This is a genomic window from Psychromonas marina (genome assembly GCF_030161115.1).
Classification (GTDB): Bacteria; Pseudomonadota; Gammaproteobacteria; order Enterobacterales; family Psychromonadaceae; genus Psychromonas; species Psychromonas marina.
Genome location: NZ_BSPQ01000002.1, coordinates 87,380 through 105,544, shown reverse-complemented (window position 1 = coordinate 105,544; position 18,165 = coordinate 87,380). Strand labels below are relative to the sequence as shown.

Annotated in this window: 13 protein-coding genes; 1 reads left to right on the top strand and 12 read right to left on the bottom strand. The window is 40.6% G+C overall.

The window, feature by feature from the left end; genetic code table 11:
• Positions 1 to 81: 81 nt before the first annotated feature.
• The gene (gene yjgA / locus QQK09_RS04555) at positions 82 to 588 is read left to right on the top strand and encodes a ribosome biogenesis factor YjgA (RefSeq protein WP_284202940.1); all 507 of its coding nucleotides are present in this window, start codon (positions 82 to 84) and stop codon (positions 586 to 588) included.
• 66 nt (positions 589 to 654) lie between these two features.
• Here the strand turns inward: yjgA and tldD are convergent, their stop codons facing one another.
• The 12 genes from tldD to gyrA all read right to left on the bottom strand — a co-directional run bounded on the left by tldD (position 655) and on the right by gyrA (position 18,113).
• A complete protein-coding gene (gene tldD, locus QQK09_RS04550) occupies positions 655 to 2,100 on the bottom strand; it encodes a metalloprotease TldD (RefSeq protein WP_284202939.1) in 1,446 nt (481 codons plus the stop codon).
• 11 nt (positions 2,101 to 2,111) lie between these two features.
• On the bottom strand, positions 2,112 to 2,948 hold the full coding sequence (locus tag QQK09_RS04545) for a carbon-nitrogen hydrolase family protein (protein ID WP_284202938.1): 837 nt from the start codon (positions 2,946 to 2,948) through the stop codon (positions 2,112 to 2,114).
• Positions 2,938 to 6,873, bottom strand: coding sequence for a YhdP family protein (locus QQK09_RS04540; protein WP_284202937.1), 3,936 nt, complete (start codon positions 6,871 to 6,873; stop codon positions 2,938 to 2,940). The genes QQK09_RS04545 and QQK09_RS04540 overlap by 11 nt, the downstream gene beginning before the upstream one ends.
• A 28-nt stretch (positions 6,874 to 6,901) precedes the next feature.
• Entirely contained in the window at positions 6,902 to 8,374 is a 1,473-nt protein-coding gene (gene rng, locus QQK09_RS04535; RefSeq protein ID WP_284202936.1) for a ribonuclease G, read from the bottom strand.
• On the bottom strand, positions 8,364 to 8,951 hold the full coding sequence (locus QQK09_RS04530) for a Maf family protein (RefSeq protein ID WP_284202935.1): 588 nt from the start codon (positions 8,949 to 8,951) through the stop codon (positions 8,364 to 8,366). Before QQK09_RS04530 ends, rng begins: the two co-directional genes overlap by 11 nt.
• A 13-nt stretch (positions 8,952 to 8,964) precedes the next feature.
• Entirely contained in the window at positions 8,965 to 9,447 is a 483-nt protein-coding gene (gene mreD, locus QQK09_RS04525) for a rod shape-determining protein MreD (protein WP_284202934.1), read from the bottom strand.
• Entirely contained in the window at positions 9,431 to 10,309 is an 879-nt protein-coding gene (gene mreC, locus QQK09_RS04520; RefSeq protein ID WP_284202933.1) for a rod shape-determining protein MreC, read from the bottom strand. The genes mreD and mreC overlap by 17 nt, the downstream gene beginning before the upstream one ends.
• A 35-nt stretch (positions 10,310 to 10,344) precedes the next feature.
• Positions 10,345 to 11,388, bottom strand: a complete 1,044-nt coding sequence (locus QQK09_RS04515) for a rod shape-determining protein (RefSeq protein ID WP_284202932.1) — start codon at positions 11,386 to 11,388, stop codon at positions 10,345 to 10,347.
• Between the two features lie 387 nt (positions 11,389 to 11,775).
• Complete coding sequence (gene aroA, locus QQK09_RS04510; protein ID WP_284202931.1) at positions 11,776 to 13,068, bottom strand: 3-phosphoshikimate 1-carboxyvinyltransferase; 1,293 nt, start codon at positions 13,066 to 13,068, stop codon at positions 11,776 to 11,778.
• Between the two features lie 2 nt (positions 13,069 to 13,070).
• Positions 13,071 to 14,180, bottom strand: a complete 1,110-nt coding sequence (hisC, locus tag QQK09_RS04505) for a histidinol-phosphate transaminase (RefSeq protein WP_284202930.1) — start codon at positions 14,178 to 14,180, stop codon at positions 13,071 to 13,073.
• Between the two features lie 53 nt (positions 14,181 to 14,233).
• Positions 14,234 to 15,322 carry a 3-phosphoserine/phosphohydroxythreonine transaminase gene (gene serC, locus QQK09_RS04500; RefSeq protein ID WP_284202929.1) on the bottom strand — a complete coding sequence of 363 codons (1,089 nt, stop codon included), beginning with the start codon at positions 15,320 to 15,322 and terminating at the stop codon, positions 14,234 to 14,236.
• A gap of 67 nt (positions 15,323 to 15,389) precedes the next feature.
• Positions 15,390 to 18,113, bottom strand: a complete 2,724-nt coding sequence (gene gyrA / locus QQK09_RS04495) for a DNA topoisomerase (ATP-hydrolyzing) subunit A (RefSeq protein ID WP_284202928.1) — start codon at positions 18,111 to 18,113, stop codon at positions 15,390 to 15,392.
• Positions 18,114 to 18,165: the final 52 nt, after the last annotated feature.

Genomic DNA, 18,165 nt, shown 5'->3' with positions numbered 1-18,165 from the left:
AACAGAAATTAAATTTAGAAACACAGAGAATAACACGTATACTTCAATTAATTCCCCTTTAATCTGTAACGACAAAACATTATGAATAAAAAAGTAGAAGTAATCGAAGAAGAAGAGATCAGCAAAACACAAATTAAAAAGGAAGCTGATGCCTTAAAACTAATTGGACGAGAACTCGTCGGGCTGAGTAAAAAGCAACTGCTACAAATACCAGGTAGTGAACTGTTATTCCATGCCATTTCAGTGGCACATAAAATCAGCGATAAAAATGAAGCATTACGTCGCCAAATCCAATACATCGGTAAAGTATTACGTAATGAAGATTGTGATGCGATTCGTACTGCAATTGACAAGCTTAATAACAAGCATCAGCAATTAACACATGCAACACTGCGTTTAGAGAAACTACGTGATGATTTAATCGCCGAAGGTGATAGCAAGATTAATGAATTACTGGAGCAGTTCCCAAGCTTAGAGCGTCAAAAACTTCGCCAGTTGATCCGTCAAGCGAATAAAGAGAAAAAAGCAGAAAAACCAGCAAAAGCTGCAAAAGATCTGTTTGCCTACCTTAAACCTGTTTGTTTATAACAACAGATAATCAGGCATAAAAAAATAAAAAAAGGGACAGTTAAACGGTCCCTTTTTTTATACCTGTTAGTTTGTACCACCAACGGTTAATTGATCAACTTTCACCGAGGGTTGACCAACACCAACAGGGATACTCTGTCCCTCTTTACCACAGACACCAACACCAGGGTCAAGCTTCATATTATTCGCAACCATTGAAATCTGCTGCATCGCCTCAAAACCATTACCGATTAGTGTTGCCCCTTTGATAGGCGCAGTGACTTTACCATCTTCAATCAAGTAAGCTTCTGATGCTGAAAATACAAATTTACCCGAAGTAATATCAACTTGACCACCGCCAAAGTTAGGTGCATAAATACCTTTTTTAACGCTACTGATTAACTCATCATGCTCATGTTCACCATTTAGCATAAAGGTATTTGTCATGCGTGGTAAAGGCAAGTGTGCATAAGACTCACGACGCCCGTTACCCGTTGGTGCAACGCCCATTAGACGCGCATTCAGCTTATCTTGCATGTAACCTTTTAAGATACCGTTTTCGATCAATACATTGCGTTGTCCCGGTGTACCTTCATCATCGATATTAATTGAGCCGCGGCGATCGGCAATAGTGCCATCATCAATAATCGTACAATGCTTAGAGGCGACCTGCTCGCCGATTTTACCACTGTAAGTGGAAGAGCCTTTACGGTTAAAGTCTCCCTCTAAACCATGACCTACCGCTTCATGTAATAAAACACCCGGCCAACCAGCACCGATAATCACCGGCATCGTGCCTGCAGGCGCTTCAATCGCATCGATATTAATTAACGCTTGGCGCACTGCAGCACGTGCGTAAGAGAATGCTTTCATTTCGCCTTCCGCTGTATCGGTAAAGTAATCTAAGTCAAAACGACCACCACCACCGGCACTACCATGTTCACGCTTGCCATTTTTTTCAATCAATACCGAACAACCAAAACGTACTAATGGGCGGATATCTGTTGCTAATGTGCCATCACTGGCTGCGACTAAAATCTCTTCATAAACTGCATTTAATGAAACCGTCACTTCAGATACAGAAGAATCTAATGCACGTGTAAAGATATCGACTTCTTTTAACAGAGCAATTTTTTTATCTTGAGGCAGACTAGTTAAAGGATCCGTTGCGCTATAAACGCTGTTTGTATCACCTGGCAATATCAGCTTAATCTGACGTTCTTGCCCACTATTAACAATACTGCGCGCGGCATTGGATGCGTCTGTTAACGACTTTGCTGATATTTGGTCAGCATAAGCGAAACCTGTTTTCTCACCTGATACGGCACGTATACCAACACCTTTATCGATGTTATAACTACCATCTTTTACGATGCCATCTTCTAAGACCCATGATTCATGGCGACTTGATTGAAAATAGAAATCAGCATAATCAATCGCAGGCGTACAGATTCGACCAAGTTGTGATTGTAGATCTGAGAGGGTTAATTGTGCTGGGGCTAAAAAGCGCTCAGAAACTTGTTCAAAAGACATATATCTTTCCTTTATTTTAAAACGCTAATAAAGCGATTATGGGCCACGATTGGCATACTGTTACGTACCTCATCAATGACCGTTTTAGAAAATGGGGCAGAGACAAACCCTTCGTTCATATCAAGCGAGTCTAATACTTCTCCCCAAGGAGAGATGACCATTGAATGTCCGTAGGTTTGGCGTCCACAGAGGTGGGTACCACCTTGGTTCGCTGCAATAACATAACACTGATTCTCTATTGCTCGTGCTTGCAATAAAGGTAACCAATGAGCTTTACCTGTGACTTGGGTAAACGCAGCAGGCAGCAATAGAATATCTGCACCTTGTGCTCGTAACGTTTGAAATAGTGCAGGAAAACGTAAATCATAACAGATAGCAAGACCGACTTTATAGCTACCTTGCTTGGTTTTCCAGTCAAAAACCTGTACCGACTGACCAGGAATAAAGGTATCAGATTCTTTATAGGTTTCCTGTTTGTCATCAACAATGGCATCAAATAGATGCATCTTATGATAATGACTAATTAACACTCCCTGTGGCGAGAACACTAAACTAGTGGTATATATTTTATTGTCGATGCCGCTTTTAATTGGAAAACTACCACAGACTAAATAACAACTATATTGTGTTGCTAGAGTAGCAAGTTTAGCTTGATAAGCCCCCTTTCCTAAAGGCTCAGCAAGCGTTAAGTAACTGTTTTTATCTGCAAAACAGAGTGCATTTTCAGGCAATAATACTAATTGATCCGGTTGTGGTGCAAGTTGTGCTAATAGCTTACTAATAGCAACCAGATTCCGTTCTGGTTGACGTTCACTGACTAATTGTAAAGCAGAAAGATCACTTGTCACGGGTGTTATCCTTAGCGCTTGATTGCTGTTCACTCATCTCTTCTAATACTTCACTGTTATCCAATTTAACCTTACCGGTTTTTCGACTTTCAAGTTTAACCGTCGGATTAGATAAATCTCCTTTTACAGAGAAATCAACACGGATAATACTATCTACAACAGGCTCTAATAACTTAGTAATCATTAATACCGCGGCACCAGTCAGCGGATTAATTGCAAAAGCAGCTAATACCGGCAAACTTGATGTGACCGCAGGACTATAACTGAAGTGATAATCTGTTTTTTGAGCAGTCATATCAACCACGCCATCACCGATAATCTTACCTGCCGACCCCTCTAAATAAAAATCATCATTATGAATCACACCGTCGTCAATATTGCCTGTAAAAGTTAATTCATCGAAATTAAAACCTTTAGCAAAGACATTATCAAACTCTATGTTTAGCGAACGGCGAATACCATCTAAGCTAAACACACTGAGTAGCCTTGTCCCTTTGTCGCTCACCTCAGTGATTGCACCATCCTTTAGCTGTGCAGATAATGCGCCATTTAACGATTCAAAATTAGCCTGCCAGGGCGCTCCAATCCAATTTACCGCACCACTCACCTGTCCTTTTTTATAATAAAGCGGACTTTCAAAACCAAGGCGTTCGATCAAGTTTTCTTTTTTATCACCTTCGATATCAAAAATAATATTAGTTAAGCGCTGATCCCAAAATCCAGAAATATTAGTAAACTCTGTATCACCACCAATTTTAATATGGTCAATATTGAGTCGCTTCTTGGTAGGATAAACATGCGCACTTAATGGTGATAGGTTGATCTCTTTATAGATGCAGGTTTCACATTCGATAAATATCTCTGGATATTTATCGCGTAAATTTTCACTTTTAGTTTCTGGCGTCGCCGCTGTTTTGGTTTGTTTATCTTTAAACAAGTTAACATCAAGATGCTGTAAATTGACCTTTTTGGCTACCACATCAAATCGAGCAGGAATACCTGGTCGATATTCAATATTCGTTTGTAAATTATCAGAGCTAATATCCGTTTGCCAATGGTCACCGTTATCGGTTGTTTTACTACGAAACAGTGTCAATGGCTGGTTGAATATATTAAGGTGTTTAACATTGATATCCACTTCATCTAATTTAATCAGAGATATCTCTTCAAGCGGCTCCTGTGTGAGTGTTAAAACAGGGGGATGCTGCGCGGCTTTCTGTTCTTCAACTAACCAATAATCATACCAGTGATCAATATTTAGATTGTCTAAATTAACATTAATAACCTGCTTACTTTTATTCAGATAGAGAATCTCAGACTGCCCAATATTAAGGTTGAAATAAGGGATACTATGCTCGCCAGATGCATAATTGAGTTCGCCATCAAAGGCAAGTTTATCTTTAATGGTTACTACCATACGGGTACTGCTATCATCACCAGAAACGGTTACCGCTGTAGGCCAAGACTGTAATGGATTCTTATAAAATGGGGCGGGTAACTTAACTTCAACACCTTGAGTTGAAGAGTTTAACGCCACATTATATTGGTAACCACCGCTATATTCATGGGTAAAACTAACTTTTCCAGACCAATCTAAATTACCAGAGAGGTTGCCGGGCAAAAGTTCACTGCGGTATTGACTTAATTTAGCCATATCCCAGTTCGCGCGAGTTTGTACATCTACCTGGTACTTATCTTCCAACTCTTCAGTCGTAAAAGAGATATCAACCGCTTGATCAAAAAGCGAAGCACTAATATTATTGGCGGTTAAATTACCATTTATAAAATCAAAACTACCATTCACATTACTTAATGGCATCGGCAAATCGTCTGCTAATTGAAGGTCTAAGGTATTATCTTTTAGTAAGACATGCCCTTCGCTCTTGGTCTGTAATATTTCACGATTAAAGGGCACGGTTAAGATGATATTTCCTGATAATGGCTTAGCAACATTAATCACAGAAAGCGCTTTTCCGACACTATCTTTAAGCGGCGATGCTTTGAGGTAATTATTTATTTTATAAGCATCTTCACTAATATCAGCCTTGATGGTTAAAATGCCATTTGGGTTTAGGTGGTCGACCTTCGCGCTGAGTTTATCGACCTCTATCTCACCTAAATTAGCTTTCTTAGCATCCATCAATAGGTAGTCATTTTCAAAAAGCAGATCTAAATCTAAATTTGTTAACCCTTCCCAATCACCATAAAAGTCATACTGCGCATCACGCAATGGTACCCAAGCTTGGAAAATACCGTTATGTTTGCCATAAGGATAATGGTTAAATGCACCATACCAGAGAATTTTAGCGCCTTTAACATGACCTTTTTGGATAGTTGGTTGAAGATAGTCAAAAACACTATCGCCCATCGCTTTTACCGGAAAGTAATATTGCGCTTTGCTGGCATCATTTAATGATGCATAAGTATACAAGCTCAGGAAAGCACTTTGGTTTTGGGCTTTTTCATTAGGAAATAAAATTGAAAAATCAGTAAGTGTATCAAGCTCATCAGTGTTTAATTGTGCTGATTTACTAAATAACTGTAATCCAGTATCTGTTTGTAACCAACGTAGATCAATATCACCAGACTTCACTGGCATACTGCGGCTAAACTGCCCATCAAAATAGATTTTCTGTTTAGCTAAGCCAATCTCAACACGTCCCTGATATATGTCACCTTGTAAGGTGATATTACCATTGCTAATACCAGGGATAGCACCGACGGGTCGGTTTTTGAACTCATGTAGCTTTAACGCGAACTGAAACTTACTTTGCTCGTTTAATGACAAACCAATTTGGTCGATGTGGGCATCCACATCTAACTGGCGAATAAAATTAATTTGTGCAGCACTCAGGTCCGAATGTAACAGATAAAAAGGGAGAACATGTTTAATCGTTAAGTTGTTAAAATCAACGGATGCACTACTATTATCACCTTTCCCACTCAATGATAACTGCTCCCATGCCGTATAATTATGGGTCATCACTAAGTCATAACTATCAACTAACCAACCTTTGTCACTATTCGTGAGTTGTAGCGAACCACCATTTAATCCCCAGTTATAATTTTCATCAAGCATCGACCATGAAAACTGGTTATGCTTAAATTTAACTTGAACACTATCTAAGGTGTCTCCAGAAAATTTTGCCCATGCGTCAAAACCAACAACGGCCTCTATTACCTTAGCGTTGCTATTCGCCTGTTCCAATAAGTAATCTTTAATATCAATATTGTCAGCTTGCAGGTATAGGTCACCAGAAAGTGGTTTATCGTCTGATTTAGGAAAAAGGTCGATAACAAATTTTAATTCATTCTTTCCAAGGGCATTAGGGAAACTTGCTTGACCAATGCCTTGGTGATCATCATCTTCATTTAACCAACGTAATTGCTCAATAATAATAAGCTTATTGATGCCATATTTATCGGTAAAATTAAAGGTACTGTCTCTTACGGAAAACTTTTTTAAACGTGTTAAAAATATGTTTTCAAGTTTATTGACCGTGACTTGAGATTTTTCAGATTGCTCTGTGTGAGCACTTTTCTGAGAGGATAGATCTAAGATAAAATCAGCACCTTGCAAAGAGATATTTGTAAAATGGAGTTTTCGTGCAGTAACAGAATCCCAAAAATCTATATGTAAAAAAAGATATTTAAACTTAAGTTCGAAAGGCAGATCCTCAGTATCGAGCAGCTCAACATTATTAAGTGTTAGTACCATCCCAGAAAAGTCGATACCCGCAGAAATATCTTCTACGGAAATAGCAACTTGATACTCTTCGGTCAACCAATCGATTGCTTGCTGTTTATAATCTTGTACGCTGATGAATAAAATACGCGCAGTGGAAAGCAATAATGCAATTAAAACTAAATTTACAGCAATGACAATATAAAGTCGTTTTAGCCATTTAAAGGTAAAATGTTTCAATTACAGGTCCATCTTTTATTATTAATTCTCACATCATTACCACATCAAATTGTTCAGGGCCGTACATCGGCTCTGCATGAATTTTTACCTGTTTAGACATGAACAGGATAAGTTCTCCCAAACTATGTGATTCATCGCCCTGTAATGCCTCTGCAACAGCAGGAGAAGTATATACGACAAAGTGATCCGCATCGTAAGCACGATTCACACGTAAGACCTCACGTAAGACCTCATAACAAACCGTCTCAACCGTTTTGACATAACCACGGCCATTGCACTGTGAACACTCATCACAAAAGATATGCTCTAAACTCTCTTGTGTGCGTTTACGGGTCATCTCGATCAGCCCAAGTGGAGAAAAGTCATTAATATGTGTTTTTACACGATCTTTACTAAGCGCTTGTTCCAAGCTAGTAAACACACGACGCTTATGTTCATTAGATTTCATATCGATGAAATCAAGGATAATAATGCCCCCTAAATTACGTAAACGTAATTGACGCGCAATCGCTTGTGTTGCTTCAATATTAGTATTAAAAATAGTTTCTTCTAAATTACGATGCCCAACAAAGCCACCGGTATTAATATCAACCGTGGTCATAGCTTCAGTTTGATCGATAATTAAGTAACCACCTGATTTCAATTCAACCTTTCTTTCTAATGCGCGTTGCACTTCATTTTCAACATCAAACAAGTCAAAGATTGGGCTTTCACCATCATAGTATTGAATGTTATTTTCAAGCTCAGGTACAAACTCCTGAGTGAACTCTTTAATATCAGTGAACGTTAATTTTGAATCAATGCGTACGCGCTCTATTTTTGTTCCCACAAAGTCACGTAAAATTCTGAACGGTAATACTAGGTCTTTATAAAGTAATTTGTTTTTAGATTTATAGCGCGCTTTACGCACCAATACTTTCGCCCATACACGCTGTAAAAACGCAGCATCATGTCGTAACTCTTCTTCAGGTACTCCCTCAGCAGCGGTGCGAATAATAAAACCGCCTAATTCATTGAGGCATGTTTGAGTGATTTTTTTAAGGCGATTACGCTCTTTTTCACTTTCAATACGTTGAGAAACACCGACATGAACACTGCCAGGCATAAACACTAAATAGCGAGAAGGGACGGTGATGTCAGTGGTTAAACGCGCGCCTTTGGTACCAAGAGGATCTTTTACCACTTGCACGATAATATCTTGCCCTTGGCGAACCAGTGTAGAAATGTCGGCAACTTTAAACTGTTTTTGTTCTGTAGGCGTTACACAATCAGTATTAAGAACAATATCAGAAGCGTGTAAAAAGGCAGCCTTTTCTAAACCAATATCAACAAAAGCAGCTTGCATTCCGGGTAAAACCCGACAAACTTTGCCCTTATAAACATTACCAACAATCCCTTTAGAAGCTAATCGTTCAATATGTAACTCTTGTAATATTCCACCTTCAATCACAGCAACGCGCGACTCTGAAGGGGTAATGTTCATTAGTAGCTCAACCGACATATGGAGATTCCTTTAAAAATTCTTTGATTAACTGATCTGTCTCGTACAGTGGCAATCCCACCACGGCACTATAACTTCCGCTGATATTAGTAACAAACTTTCCACCAAGACCTTGAATACCGTACCCTCCCGCTTTATCTGCAGGTTCGCCACTATTCCAATAATCAGTAATCTCTTGCTCTGATAGTTTTTTAAACGTAACCGAGGTGGTAACTAAGCACTGTTTTTTGTGTGTTTTGTCTACTAAGGCGATAGCGGTAAATACTTGATGTGTCGTATTGGAAAGCAACTGCATCATCTGCTTTGCATGAGCTTGATTTCGTGGTTTCTCTAAAATATGTTGGTTACTCACGACAATAGTATCAGCACCTAAGACGGGTTTATCTTGTGGGCTATTTAAAAAACCAGCTTGTGCTTTTTGTAATGCTAAACGGGTAACATATTGCGGAGCATTCTCGCCCACTTGTAGACACTCTTCAACGTCACCCTTTACGCGTGTATATGAGACGCCTATCTGGGTTAAAAGTTCCGCACGACGTGGTGAATTTGATGATAGATAAATCATAGGGTCAAGCATGTTACTACCCATATTATGTTACCTTAAAGCGTTGACGTAGGTAACGCATAAAAAAGAAAAACCATGGCCAAATCAGCATAGAGGTAAAAATCGACCAAAAGTAGTGTTTGTGTAATACGATCTCTTGCAAGCTAGAGGCAAGCCAGTATAACGCTAGCTTAGTAATCAGAACAAAAAGCCCTACTAAGAGCGTTGTTTGTACAATAGTAAAATACCGAAAACGTTGGTAATTCATGCTAACAACATACGCTAACAGTGAAAACAGTAATGCATGGGTACCAAGGGTTGAGCCAAGCAGTAAATCAAGTAATAGACCCAGTATAAATGCATGCACAATACTGACACGGTGCGGTAGCGCCAATACCCAATAGAAAATAATGAGTACTAGCCAATCAGGTCTAAATGCATTTAAAAAAATAGGTAACGGGTAGATAGCACCAAGAAGACCAACAATAAAAGTACTGTAAATAACTCGGTAACTACTCAGCAGTGACATCTTCGCTCTCCAGATCAAGCGATAGATCAGATTCACTAAATTGATGATCGTTCCACAACAATAATAGGTAACGACTTCGATCTAGCAAAGCAACAGGGGTCGCTGTTACCTGTGCATATAAAGCGCCCTGTTGATAATTAAAGTGGCTAATTGTTGCGACAGGGTAACCAGCAGGAAAACGCCCACCTAGCCCAGAAGTAACCAGTAGGTCACCCTCTTTAAGATCGGCATTACTTTGTACAAAGGGAATGTTAAGTTTATTCCAAGCTCCGCTACCATGCACCACCGCTGCGATATCATTACGCTGTACTCGCACAGGGATACCATGGCTTGCATCAACAATCAGTAAAACACGGCTCGTAGTACTTCCAACTTGTGAAATCTGCCCGACAACCCCTTCTTCATTAATAACCGGCTGACCAACATATACACCATCGGAAGCACCTTTATTGATTAACAACTGATGGGTAAAGGGATCTGAGCGTAAACTCATTACCTCTGCAATCATGCGTTTATTACTAAAGCTACGTTGCGAATTGAGTAACTCACGAAGTTGTTTATTTTCATTTTCTAATTGTGTTAATAACAGACGATCCGCTTTTAAAAAAAGATTCTCTTTCTCTAACTCTTGATTGCGATCTTTAAGCGCCTCACGGGTCAGTAAATTATCAGAGATAACACGCGATAATTTCTGTGGCGCATCGGCAATATACTGAATTGGACTCACTAATGAATTGAGGTAGACACGTGAAGAGGCAAACAGATTTAATTGGCTATCTGCTAAAAACAAAATAACCGAAAAGGCTATCACGATGGATAGCCTTAATAAAAATGAGGGACCGCGAAGAAAAATAGGTTTCATTATAGATATTTAATATTCAAATTAGTTGAAAGAACTTAGTCTGCGTTAAAAAGATCACCACCATGGGTATCGATCATCTCTAGTGCCATACCGCCGCCTCGTGCAACACAGGTTAACGGATCATCAGCAACGATCACTGGAATGCCTGACTCATCAGAAAGCAGTCTATCTAATTCACATAGAAGTGCACCACCGCCTGTCAGTACCATGCCCTGCTCTGCGATATCTGCAGCAAGTTCTGGTGGCGTTTTCTCAAGTGCTAACATAACTGCAGAAACAATACCGCTTAATGGCTCTTGAAGTGCTTCTAGAATTTCGTTGCTGTTTAATGTAAAGCTGCGTGGAACACCTTCAGCTACATTTACACCACGTACTTCAATCTCTTTTACTTCATTGATTGGGTGAGCGATAGCAATACTTTTCTTGATACGTTCCGCGGTAATTTCACCAATAGTACAGCCATAGTTACGGCGTACATAGTTGATAATCGCTTCATCAAATTTATCACCACCGATGCGTACTGAGGCAGAGTAAACGACGCCATTTAGTGAGATAACCGCTACTTCTGTTGTACCACCACCGATATCAACAACCATTGAACCTTTTGCTTCTGATACAGGCATACCCGCACCAATCGCAGCCGCCATTGGCTCATCGATAAGAAATACATCACGTGCACCAGCACCCTGTGCAGATTCGCGAATCGCACGACGTTCAACTTGCGTAGAGCCACAAGGCACACACACCAAAACGCGAGGGCTTGGACGTAAAATACTGTTGTTATGAACTTGCTTAATAAAATGTTGTAACATTTTTTCAGTAATGTAAAAATCGGCAATAACACCGTCTTTCATCGGACGAATCGCTTGGATATTACCCGGAGTTTTACCTAACATCTGCTTAGCAGCAGAGCCGACAGCAGCGACACTTTTACCTGCCCCATTTTTATCTAAACGGATAGCAACAACTGAAGGCTCATCTAACACGATACCTTGATCTTTTACATAAATAAGTGTGTTTGCGGTTCCTAAATCGATCGACAGATCATTTGAGAACATTCCTCGGAGCATTTTAAACATGAATTTTATCCAACAGGGCTTAAAAAAAAATATGATGACGCACTCTACCAACCCTCATAAATTTCATCAAGAAAAGAAAGCGAATAGCGTCGTCTATCAACACTTTTCGAAGGAAATAGACGCCATTTTGACCACAAAACAAACAATGATTTATTGTTTAGTTATTTTAGTCTTTATCAGGGCTTGTTTGGGCGCTTAACGGGCTCTCTTTCTGAAAGAGCAGGAGGGTCAGTATATTTCACCTATAATCAATAATAATAAGCCGAAGGCAATAATCAAACTCACTAGCACAACCCCTGTCTGGAATTGGATTACATAATAGTAGCCAATAAAAAGCCCTGCATCAGCAAGGCTCTATTTTACATTAACTGATTAATTAAGGTCGTTTTATTGGCTCACTAGCGCCAACTTTTCAAAGTAATCAGGGAAGGTTTTTGAAGTACATTTCGGATCATTGATCGTCACTGAAGTACCACTCAATGCCACCAGCGAGAAGCACATCGCAATGCGGTGATCATCATAGGTATCTATTTCAGCATGCTGAATTTGCTCAGGTGCAGTGATCTCAATAAAATCATGTCCCTCAACAACAAATGCCCCCACCTTACGCAGCTCTGTAGCCATTGCAAAAAGACGATCGGTCTCTTTCACACGCCAGTTATAGACATTCGTTATTTTAGTCGTACCCGTCGCAAATAGCGCAACAACGGCAATAGTCATCGCCGCATCAGGAATGTGGTTAAAGTCCATATCAATGGCTTTTAACTCGCCTTTGCTGGCTTTAATATAATCATCGCCCCACTCAATTTCAGCACCCATCGCCTCTAATGCATCAGCAAATTGAATATCGCCCTGAACTGAGTTGCGACCGATACCGGTTACTTTAACCGTACCGCCAGCAATTGCGCCAGCCGCTAAAAAATAAGACGCAGATGACGCATCACCTTCAACTAAATAACTGCCTGCTGCAGTGTAGATTTGACCACCTTTAATAGTGAACTTCTGGTATTCACCGTTTTCATTATCAACATCAACACCAAAATCAGCCATGATTTGCAGGGTGATTTTTATGTAGGGTTTTGATACTAGCTCACCAACAATCTCAATGACGGTATCGCCCTGTGCCATCGGTGCTGCCATTAAAAACGCGGTTAAGAATTGGCTTGAAACACTACCATCAATTTTTACATTGCCACCCTTAAGACCGGTACCGCTAATTTTAAGTGGTGGATAGTTTTCATCTTTAAGGTAAGTCACTTGTGCACCAGCTTGTTGTAGCGCATCAACTAATGAGCCTATCGGGCGTTCAAACATGCGTGGCTCGCCAGTTAATACATACTCACCTTGACCTAAACACAGCGCGGCACACAGTGGGCGCATTGCCGTTCCCGCATTGCCTAAAAATAACTCTAGCTCGCCAAGTTCAGTGGTATTAAATGCACGGCCAAGACCTTCCACAACACACTGTTTTTTATCTGCAGAAAGTTGGTAGTTAACACCTAACTTTTTTAATGCATTAAGCATGTGGCGAATATCGTCACTATCAAGCAGATTGGTTAGCGTGGTCGTACCTTTCGCTAATGCCGCCAATAGTAATGCGCGATTTGAAAGACTTTTTGAACCCGGCAGGTTAATTTCGCCATCAACTTTTTTAATTGGATTTAGTAATAGTTGTTCCATGTTTAACTCTCTAAATTTAATACATGACTAAGCGCTTCTTTGAAACGCTGATTTTCGCGATGAGTACCGATACTAACACGTAGATGATTAGGTAAACCATAACCTGTGATAGGACGTACAATCACCCCTTGCTGTAACAATGCGTGAAAAACTTCATCGCCAGATTTACCAACATTAACAGTGATAAAGTTACCCATTGATGCGATAAAATCAAGATCATTATCAGTGAAAAAAGCACTTAAATCTTCCATACCTTGATTATTTAACGTAACACTTCTTTGCAGATATTCTTCATCATTTAATACCGTTTCCGCTGCTTTTAAGGCTAACGCATTACAGTTAAAGGGCTGACGAACACGATTTAAAATATCGGCGATATCAGGGTGTGAAATTGAGTAACCAACGCGTAACCCAGCAAGGCCATAAGCCTTTGAGAAAGTGCGTGAAACAATCAGGTTAGGGAACTCGGTTATCCAAGCAATCGCATCGCCACGACGCGCGGGTTCAGCATATTCAAAATAAGCCTCATCTAACACGACTAACACATTGCTAGGCACTTTTTTAAGAAACGATGTTAACGCATCTTGCTCTAAAAATGTCCCAGTAGGGTTATTAGGGTTAGCAATAAAAATAAGCTTAGTTTTATCTGTAATAGCGGCGGCCATTGCATCCAAATCATGCCCGTAATCTTTAGCAGGAACGGCGACAGCGATTGCCCCAATTGCTTGCGTCACTAATGGGTAAACCACGAAAGCGTGCTGTGCGAAAATCACTTCATGCTCGCGAGCAACAAAAGCGCGTGCGATTAATTCAAGCAGATCGTTTGAGCCATTGCCAAGCGTCACTTGCTCGATATCAACTGCGTATTTATCGGCTAATGCTTTTTTCAGGTAATAACCATTTGCATCAGGGTAGCGGGTCAGACCCGTAAGTTCATTTTGCAACGCATCTTTAACCGACTGCGCGAGCCCTAATGGGTTTTCATTAGAGGCTAATTTAACGATGTTACTGATACCAAGTTCGCGTTCTAACTCATCACTTGGTTTGCCTGCTTGATATGGGTGTAGTTTCTGAACACCCGTATTTGCTAAACTTAAAAAATCACAACTCATCTTAATATTCCTTTAACAGATAACTGACGACTGATGCCGGTCAGCTTTCAGTATTATGCGTGTTTTTTCTCAAAAGAGTTCATGAACTCAACCAAGGCTTGTACACCTTCGATCGGCATTGCGTTGTAAATACTTGCACGCATCCCACCGACTAATTTATGCCCTTTCAGCGTTAACAGTCCCGCTGCTTTTGCTTCACTTAGAAACGTATCGTTCAGGCTATCGTCAGCAAGGTTAAATGGGATATTCATGCGACTACGTACACTGTTATCAACATTATTACTGTAGAAATTAGAGCCATCGATGAAGTTATATAACAACGCCGCTTTGGCAATGTTATTCTTCTCGACTGCAACTAATCCGCCTTGCTCTTTTAACCACTTAAACACTAATCCAGCTAAATACCATGCGTAGGTTGGTGGCGTATTAAACATCGAATCCGCTTTCGCTTGTACTTCATAATCGAAAATAGATGGGATCGCTTTACGTGCATAACCAATCAAGTCTTCACGTACGATAACAATCGATAAGCCAGATGGGCCGATATTTTTTTGTGCACCAGCGTAGATAATACCAAACTTACTGACATCAATCGGACGCGATAAAATAGTTGAGCTCATGTCTGCAACTAATGGCACGACACCCGTTTCAGGCAGGTCAAAAATCTCAATCCCTTCGATGGTTTCATTCGGACAGTAATGTAGGTAAGCAGCGCCGGCATTAATCGGCCATTCAGTCGTTGGCTTCACCGTCACTTTCCCATCGATAGTAGTAGTCATAATATCGGTTTCAGTAATGCGTGCATGCTTCTTCGCTTCGACCACGGCAGATTTTGACCATTGCCCTGTTAGCAGGTAATCGGCCTCTAACTTGTCACCTAATAGATTCAGCGGTACGGCAGCAAACTGACCACGTCCACCCCCATGGCAAAAGAGCACTTTATAATTTTCAGGAATAGCCAATAAATCACGTAGGTCTTGCTCAGCTTCAGCCGCCATTGCGATATATTCAGGACTACGATGGCTCACTTCCATCACAGAAACACCTAGTCCCTGCCAATTACAAAACTCCGCTTGTGCTTTCTCCATTACCGCTGTTGGTAACATTGCAGGACCCGCACAGAAATTAAATATTTTACTCATTTTTATTTTCTCATCCACTTGAAATAAAATAAGCGGCCAAGGCCGCTTATTTAGTTAACTACAATTGTTATTCAGTCGGTTCTGATTGCTCTACATCAGCACCTGTTTCTACTACCTGCTCTTGCGCAGCAGACTCTTCAGATTGTGGTGTTTCACCTTCGTCTTCAGATTCGAAACCAGGTTGCTCTTTTATCTCTTCGATACGTTGCAGTGCCACGATTTTTTCATCTTCACGCGTTTTGATTAACGTAACACCTTGAGTATTACGACCAACAATCGATACGCCGCCAACAGGAGTACGTACTAACGTACCCTTGTTAGAGATAAGCATTATCTCATCGTTATCATCAACTTGTACCGCGCCAACCACTTTACCGTTACGTTCGCTCACTTTGATTGAGATAACGCCCTGTGTTGCACGACTCTTCGATGCGTAATCTTCAAGTGGCGTACGTTTACCGTAACCATTTTCAGTTGTCGTTAAGATGTGACCCGTTGCATTTGGAATGATTAACGATACAACACGTTCGCCATCTTTCAGTTTGATACCACGAACACCGGTTGCTGTACGACCCATTGGGCGAACACCTTTGAACTTGATCTCTTGCACGCCATTCTCATCAAGAATAGGGTTACCTTCTTCATCTACTGCTGGTGTTTCTTCTGCTTCTTTAAAGCGAACCACTTTACCTGCATCAGAGAAGATCATGATTTCGTTCTCACCATTGGTGATTTGCGCACCAATTAGCTCGTTATCATCGGTTAAGTTAATTGCAATCAGACCACTTGTACGTGGACGACTGTAAGCACTTAATGCTGTTTTCTTAACCGTACCGTTTGCTGTTGCCATGAAGACAAACTTATCATCTTCGTAATCGCGAACAGGTAGAATCGCAGTAATACGTTCACCCTCTTCAAGCGGCAAGATATTCACAATCGGACGACCACGTGCTTGACGAGAAGCAAGCGGTAGCTGGAATGTTTTCAGCCAGTACAAACGACCACGTGTCGAGAAACATAAAATCGTATCATGGGTACTTGCTACTAATAGTTTCTCAATGAAATCTTCATCTTTCATCGACGTTGCAGATTTACCTTTACCACCACGACGCTGTGCTTCGTAGTCAGTTAATGGCTGGTACTTAACGTAACCTTCGTGAGAAAGGGTTACAACAACATCTTCTTCGTTGATTAAGTCTTCCATGCACAGATCAGTTTCACTTGCAGTGATCTCAGTACGACGTTTATCGCCGTAGTTTGCACGAATTTCTTCAAGCTCTTCTTTAATCACTTCCATTAGACGCGAAGGATTTTCTAGAATAAAGATTAAACCAGTAATTAAATCGATTAGCTCTTTGTACTCGTTTAAAATCTTCTCATGCTCTAGGCCGGTCAATTTATGTAAACGCATATCTAGGATTGCTTGTGCTTGTACTTCAGTCATGTAGTACAAACCATCGCGCATACCAAACTCAGCAGGTAGCGAATCCGGGCGAGCAACATCAACGCCAGCAGCACCAAGCATTGCTTCAACGTGACCTAATTCCCAACCCTGTGCTTGTAAGCCAAGTTTCGCTTCAACAGAGGTAGGAGAGTTACGAATCAATTCAATGATAGGTTCGATATTTGCTAATGAGATAGCAAGGCCTTCAAGAAGATGCGCACGATCACGAGCTTTACGTAGTTCAAATACCGTACGACGTGTAACCACTTCACGACGGTGACGAACAAACGCTTCTAACATATCTTTCAGGTTAAACAGTTTTGGCTGACCGTGGTCTAGCGCAACAGCATTAATACCAAATGAAACTTGCATCTGTGTTTGAGCGTAAAGGTTGTTTAATACTACCTCACCCACTTCACCACGTTTCACTTCAACGACCATACGCATACCGTCTTTATCAGACTCATCACGTAGGGCACTGATGCCTTCAATTTTTTTATCTTTAACAAATTCCGCGATTTTTTCAATCAAACGGGCTTTATTTACTTGATAAGGTAGTTCATGAACAACAATCGTTTCACGACCGGTTTTTTCATTTACTTCAATATCCGCTTTAGCACGAATTTTCAGTTTACCACGGCCGGTTTTGTAACCGTCAATGATACCTTTACGTCCATTGATAATACCGCTGGTCGGGAAATCTGGACCAGGGATAAATTCGATTAACTCTTCGATAGTAATATCTTTATTAGCGATTAGCGCTAAACAACCATCGATCACTTCACCTAGGTTATGTGGTGGGATATTTGTTGCCATGCCTACCGCAATACCCGATGAACCGTTTACTAATAGGTTCGGAATTTTCGTCGGCATTACTTCAGGAATCAGTTCAGTACCATCATAGTTTGGTACGTAATCAACGGTCTCTTTATCAAGATCAGCTAAAATTTCGTGGGCAATTTTATCCATACGGATTTCGGTATAACGCATTGCCGCAGCGCTATCACCATCAACTGAACCAAAGTTACCTTGCCCGTCAACCAGCATGTAACGCATTGAGAAATCTTGCGCCATACGTACGATTGTATCGTAAACAGCAGTATCACCATGTGGGTGATATTTACCGATTACATCACCAACAACACGTGCTGATTTTTTGTAAGGCTTATTCCAATCGTTACGCAACACATTCATAGCAAACAATACGCGGCGATGAACTGGCTTTAAGCCATCACGTACGTCAGGCAATGCACGCCCAACTATTACGCTCATTGCATATTCGAGATAAGAGTTTTTTAATTCGTCTTCAATATTAATTGGAGAAACGTCAGATGCAAATTCGCTCATAGCGATAATAATCCTCAAAATTTTAGGGTGAACTACTCTAGCACAAAAGCTA

Coding starts and splice junctions, on each gene's coding strand:
- yjgA (WP_284202940.1), top strand. CDS start 82: ATGAATAAAAAAGTAGAAGTAATCGAAGAAGAAGAGATCAGCAAAACA.
- tldD (WP_284202939.1), bottom strand. CDS start 2,100: ATGTCTTTTGAACAAGTTTCTGAGCGCTTTTTAGCCCCAGCACAATTA.
- rng (WP_284202936.1), bottom strand. CDS start 8,374: ATGTCGGTTGAGCTACTAATGAACATTACCCCTTCAGAGTCGCGCGTT.
- QQK09_RS04530 (WP_284202935.1), bottom strand. CDS start 8,951: ATGCTTGACCCTATGATTTATCTATCATCAAATTCACCACGTCGTGCG.
- mreD (WP_284202934.1), bottom strand. CDS start 9,447: ATGTCACTGCTGAGTAGTTACCGAGTTATTTACAGTACTTTTATTGTT.
- mreC (WP_284202933.1), bottom strand. CDS start 10,309: ATGAAACCTATTTTTCTTCGCGGTCCCTCATTTTTATTAAGGCTATCC.
- QQK09_RS04515 (WP_284202932.1), bottom strand. CDS start 11,388: ATGTTTAAAATGCTCCGAGGAATGTTCTCAAATGATCTGTCGATCGAT.
- aroA (WP_284202931.1), bottom strand. CDS start 13,068: ATGGAACAACTATTACTAAATCCAATTAAAAAAGTTGATGGCGAAATT.
- hisC (WP_284202930.1), bottom strand. CDS start 14,180: ATGAGTTGTGATTTTTTAAGTTTAGCAAATACGGGTGTTCAGAAACTA.
- serC (WP_284202929.1), bottom strand. CDS start 15,322: ATGAGTAAAATATTTAATTTCTGTGCGGGTCCTGCAATGTTACCAACA.
- gyrA (WP_284202928.1), bottom strand. CDS start 18,113: ATGAGCGAATTTGCATCTGACGTTTCTCCAATTAATATTGAAGACGAA.